The 3,215-nt window shown below is 49.2% G+C and carries 6 protein-coding genes; all 6 read left to right on the forward strand.

Going from position 1 to position 3,215, the window contains the following annotated elements; translation table 11 throughout:
- On the forward strand, positions 1–402 hold a 402-nt coding region (locus tag MO867_RS21190; protein WP_252472819.1), incomplete at its 5' end, for a hypothetical protein.
- Between the two features lie 10 nt (positions 403–412).
- Positions 413–1,057, forward strand: coding sequence for a hypothetical protein (locus tag MO867_RS21195; protein ID WP_252472820.1), 645 nt, complete (start codon positions 413–415; stop codon positions 1,055–1,057).
- A 3-nt stretch (positions 1,058–1,060) separates the two neighbouring features.
- Complete coding sequence (locus tag MO867_RS21200; protein ID WP_252472821.1) at positions 1,061–1,261, forward strand: hypothetical protein; 201 nt, start codon at positions 1,061–1,063, stop codon at positions 1,259–1,261.
- Positions 1,261–2,166, forward strand: coding sequence for a hypothetical protein (locus tag MO867_RS21205; RefSeq protein ID WP_252472824.1), 906 nt, complete (start codon positions 1,261–1,263; stop codon positions 2,164–2,166). Before MO867_RS21200 ends, MO867_RS21205 begins: the two co-directional genes overlap by 1 nt.
- Positions 2,163–2,720: a baseplate complex protein gene (locus tag MO867_RS21210; RefSeq protein WP_252472826.1), complete on the forward strand. Its 558-nt coding sequence runs from the start codon at positions 2,163–2,165 to the stop codon at positions 2,718–2,720. The genes MO867_RS21205 and MO867_RS21210 overlap by 4 nt, the downstream gene beginning before the upstream one ends.
- Positions 2,707–3,215, forward strand: a 509-nt coding sequence (locus MO867_RS21215) for a hypothetical protein (protein ID WP_252472829.1), incomplete at its 3' end; no start/stop codon positions are given. The genes MO867_RS21210 and MO867_RS21215, both read left to right, overlap by 14 nt.

Below are 3,215 nucleotides of genomic sequence, written 5' to 3' on the forward strand. Positions count from 1 at the left end.
TCAACGTCGCGGATACCCTCGCACGGACACAATATTAATAGCGTGCAGCTTATGAAATATCCGGGTAATGAATCATCTACGTTTGGACCGGATTATGATCCTAGTGATAAAGATGCCGCTACGGTTACGGGCTCAAATAACGGCAGCGGTGGAGCGCACAATCACTCCGCTAGCTGTAGCTCAACAGGATCACATAGCCATAGTGTCAGTGTGAGCAGTAGCGGCTCTCACACCCACACCGTCACCGTAAAAGATGACGGCAGCCACAGTCACGATTTATCAGTGGATGATGCCGGAAGTCATAATCATTCAGTTTCTATAATCAGTAGTGGCAGTCATACACATTCAGTTGATGTACGTCAGCGTTACTACGCGGCAGCCCATATTATCCGTGTTGCCTAAAGGAGGAATTATGAAACTTTCAATCATTAATGGCGACGCTGGAGACGATACAACCATTATTAATGGGCTTGGATTCCAATTTGACCTTGCTGGCCTAATTGATGATGAAGTATGGGCGGTTCAATGGAGTGATGAGGGCGAAAAGGCTAGCGGCGAAATTGAATTACGTGATGGTACACATAAAAAGATTCGCTCAATAGCGCAGTTTAAAAAAATCATTGATCGCTGGCATGAAGAAAAAGCCAAGATTGATGCAGAAGAATCCGAACGGCAGAAGCTTTTACAAAGCCGACAATTTGCCCTGGACTTAATCGACAACACTGCTGGTAAAACGCGCTTGCGTTCTGTCCCTATCGGCTATGGCATGACGGATGAATATGCACGAGTAAGAGCGGAGGCGCAAAAATTTGTAGAGGCGGGGTTTTCTGGTGAGATACCGGCAGTGATTCAAACACACGCAGAAGTTGAGGAAGTATCCCCACAAGATGCCGCAGAGGCGATTTTGTCGGCTGCTATTAAATGGGATAGAGCCATAGACAAAATTCGAGATATTCGCATAAGAGCAAAAGCGAAGATCAAGCAAGCTGAAGAGGGTGCGCACTATGTCGATATTGCGCGCCCATTCGTAGAACAATTAAAGGCATTGGAGTTTTAAATCATGGGTAACAAAATCTGGGGCTTTATCCGTTGGCACTTTGAGCCGCGCCACTTCACGACGCCGCTAGCGACTACCAACAGCCTTGCCACGATAGAGGTTTTAGAAGGTGGGCACGGCGCAATCGTACGGGGGCAAACTCATGTCTTTATTTTTGGGTTTCGCGTTGCTTGCATTCAACGAACTGTGCCCTGGGAAAAGTAATGACCTGGCAAAGCGCGGAAATACAGTTTCCACTTAGCGCCCAAAGCCTTAGCGATGCGGTAGACGCTACGCTGGCACAAGGCAGTGGTGAAATTACTTCGGCCCTGGCGCGATTGGGGGATATTTCCCCCAGCTTCGCGATTAACCCCACCGCCAGCACCGCTACCGGCAGTGCAGCCAATCAGAATGCCCTGGTGGACCTTTTCGGGGCTGATATGCGCGCGCTAGTGGTTCACCCTTATCAAGAGGGCGTAGGACAGGGGGAGAGCTACAGCAGGCACTTGAGCGCCCCCAATGCGCAACAAGCGCTTTCTGCAAAGTTGGGGGACGCCTGGGACAACTACAAGCCAAGCGGCGACCTGGAGGCCGTGTGCGTACTTTTTGCAGAGCAAACCCTTGCCGCCTTCGCAACCCGATTAAAGGCGGTGTGTGGGTTATTCCCGATTTCTGAGCTTTGCGAGGCAGAGCACCGAGCGGAACAGCTGCTAAGGCTGGAGTCTGAAAAATCGGTACTCCCTGGAGCGCCTTTAGGGGGCCACTGGAGGCCGCGCAAGCTTACTCAACTACAGACAGCCCGCAGTGCCTCCCAAGCCGTAGGGGCGGAGATTGCCAGCGCATACGGCTATGAAGTGGAGAACACCAGCCCGCTTCAAGAGCTGCAAACCTTAGCCGCAAAAAAACAACAGTACCTGGATCAAGTGCGGGCAGAAACCGCGAGCCTAGCCGCGCAGTTTGTCGGAACTGGAAATACTTATAGCTTATTTGCAACAGGGACAACCCGAGAGATTGCCAACCAGGTATTGGCGTCGAAGCCTTTTGACCATGACCACGTTTTTAGCGCGGCCATGTTATTTGCTGCGGCCCCTGGTGAGTTAACTATTCTGCGCGAGCTATTCGGATTATGAGATTAAATGATTTTACTCTGCGCGGTTCACAGCTGGCCGTTAATGGGGTTTTGCGTATTGAGACTGAATCACTGGGCGGGAATACCAGCAGCACTGAGCGTGCGCAGAACGGTATTAAACCAAAGGCATTAACGGTCTCTTTAGTAATCACTTTTGATAACGCGGACGACCTGTCCAGCTTATTACAGCAGGCAGAATCCGTAGATGAAAATGGAAAGCTAACGGTATTCGATATTGTGGACGATACCGCACGGGCAATGAATATTCGCCAAGTACAATTTAATGAAGCTTTCAACGTGCGCGAGATGGTAGGTCAAAAAGCTTGGAGGGTTAATTTTACGCTGTCCGAGTATTTATCCATTCCCGAGAAAAAAGAACAGCGCTTACAAACTGAGACCGCCCAACAGCAGAGCGCCAGTGGTGAGGCTGTGGCGGAAACAGGGGTAGAAAGCCAAGAAGAAGCCGAAACCTATACCGGCTTTGAAAAGGTTTTAAAGCTCGCTGATGATGCCTTAGCACCAGACGAAGAGGAAAACCCCAGTGCAGTTGCATAAGCGTTTAACCGTAAATGGTGAGCCAGTATCCATCATTGATGATGATGTGCGGCTAGATTTGTTTTCCCCTGGTAGGGCGGCATTCACTGTGGGCAGCTCTACAAACTTAACTGGCCTAGTGCAATTAGATTTAGGTTATAACGTTAATAAATTACAGACATTTTTTATCGGCTATGTTGTTAATTGCACAAATGTTAGTGCCGATCAAAAAAAACTAATGTGTCGTGAGTTGTCCGCATCGCTATCTAAGGTTGTGCCACTGGCAGAACGCTATGTAACTTTGTCGGGGGTTCTTGGTGCAGTCTCCTCGCTGACAGGCTTACAGTTTGTTATGGGGACAGGTAGTTATACCAACAATAAAGCCCCGACGTTTTACAGTATGGGGACAGGCTTTTGGGTTATGGATAACCTGGCACAAGTTTTTGATATCCCGCAATGTATCTGGCAACAGCAGGGAGACGGGAAAGTTTTTGTTGGTAGTTGGGCGGATAGTTA

It is taken from the genome of Microbulbifer okhotskensis (genome assembly GCF_023895975.1).
In the GTDB taxonomy this organism is placed as follows: domain Bacteria; phylum Pseudomonadota; class Gammaproteobacteria; order Pseudomonadales; family Cellvibrionaceae; genus Microbulbifer; species Microbulbifer okhotskensis.

What these genes read in the sequence shown, in the direction of transcription:
- MO867_RS21195 (WP_252472820.1), top strand. Translation starts at nt 413, where the DNA reads ATGAAACTTTCAATCATTAATGGCGACGCTGGAGACGATACAACCATT.
- MO867_RS21210 (WP_252472826.1), top strand. Translation starts at nt 2,163, where the DNA reads ATGAGATTAAATGATTTTACTCTGCGCGGTTCACAGCTGGCCGTTAAT.
- MO867_RS21205 (WP_252472824.1), top strand. Translation starts at nt 1,261, where the DNA reads ATGACCTGGCAAAGCGCGGAAATACAGTTTCCACTTAGCGCCCAAAGC.
- MO867_RS21200 (WP_252472821.1), top strand. Translation starts at nt 1,061, where the DNA reads ATGGGTAACAAAATCTGGGGCTTTATCCGTTGGCACTTTGAGCCGCGC.